The following is a 1,523-nucleotide window of genomic DNA, read 5'->3' as shown; positions in this document are numbered from 1 at the left end:
CGAACCAGGCTAACCGACGTAGGCTGACCCTGAGTCCCGGAACGGGACGTTAGGGACTGGCACGTAGCTTGCGTAAGCAGGCGAGTGCCAGAAAGCCTATGTGCCGTAGGCCGAGCGAGGGCTTGACCCGAAGCGAAGTGGTTAGCCGTTGTTATACGTAGTGACCCATTTTAAGAGAGTAATGGAGATTGCAAGGTTAAAAGGGTGTCATATATTCAAGCAGCCATAGAGTAAAAAAGTTCTAGGTTTGGAGGTTCATTCCCAAAAGTTTGTAAAACAAAGAAAGGAGCATCAAAAGGTAAGGTCTTCTCGATAAGAATCATTTGTTTCCTGGAGAAAGGGCAAAACTTGTAAGGCAAAAAGTCAAAATCATGATCAAAGTTTTCTGGATGAGCTAGGTTATCTTGGCTAAGTGAATCTACATCTGGAAAAAGAGTTTTTGCTATTGCGAGAGAGTTTTTTGCTTTAGAAGAATAGAGTCCAAAATACCTGATAGTTTTGACACCAACAGGTAGAATGTGCAAAAGAAACCGTTTAATAAAGTTTTTTTGGGACAAAGAAGTAGAATTTTTACCTGTATGAATGTAGACGATATCGTCATCGCAATCAAAGTGCTGTTGATTGAGATAAATACCTTTAATGGATTTAGTGAAGTAATCAATGATAGAATAGGGATTAGAGACTTTTTCTGAAGAGAAAGCAAAAGATTTGTAATTAGAGTTGATAGAATCAAGAAAAGAAGGACCAAGAGAAGAATGTTTTTTGAAGAAAGAGAGTAATTCTTTTTTTAAAATGATTTGGTAAATAGAATTGAATTGGAAGAAGTCGAAAAGATTGTTTTGTGAAAGAACCCAATTATGATTTACTTTATCAAACCCACCATCAGTAATTAGCACATGAATATGAGGATGAAACTGATTCAATTTTCCATGAGTATGTAAAACCATGATAAAACCAGGAAGAACGTCCTTATTGAAAGAAAGATTAAGAATTTTATAAATAGTTTTCTTAGAAGCGTCAAAGAGAAGATTCACAAAATCTTTGTAGAAAGAAGTAATGAAAGGATAACAGAAAGCCGGCAACTTAAAAACAAGATGGAAATGATGAGTGTTAAGAATCAAGTTTTTAGTAGCCACATTCCAAAGAGCTTTATTCCTGTATTGGCACTTAGGACAGAATCTATTGTTACAAGAGTTTCTAATGAAAACAGAAAAATGTTTATTAGGACATTGGTAAAGATGTCCACTCATAGCATTAGTTCTACAATGAGCGATATCGAGAGCGGTTTTTTTAACATGTTTAGGAAGATTAGAGTCATTAATGAACTCGAGATTGTTGATAAAAATGTCTTGTTTATCCATGCACTAATGTGTTCCAAAAGTGCTTATTTGGTATCCATTTTTTCTATGTCAAAACTGTCAAAAAGACAAGATTTTGGTCATTACGTATAACGAATAGACTTACCGAAGTTCCCCGACCCTGAGTCCCGGAACGGGACGTTAGGGACTGGCATGTAGCTTGCG

At 36.4% G+C, this 1,523-nt stretch carries 1 protein-coding gene; it reads right to left on the bottom strand.

Features of this window, described 5'->3' with window-relative positions:
• Nucleotides 1–215: 215 nt before the first annotated feature.
• Complete coding sequence (locus tag EHQ62_RS17250; protein WP_135645148.1) at nt 216–1,361, bottom strand: IS91 family transposase; 1,146 nt, start codon at nt 1,359–1,361, stop codon at nt 216–218.
• Nucleotides 1,362–1,523 lie beyond the last annotated feature (162 nt).

Source organism: Leptospira jelokensis, assembly GCF_004769635.1.
GTDB classification, from domain to species: Bacteria; Spirochaetota; Leptospiria; order Leptospirales; family Leptospiraceae; genus Leptospira_A; species Leptospira_A jelokensis.
Note: the sequence above shows the minus strand (reverse complement) of the source record. Positions and strands in the feature narration are given on the sequence as shown.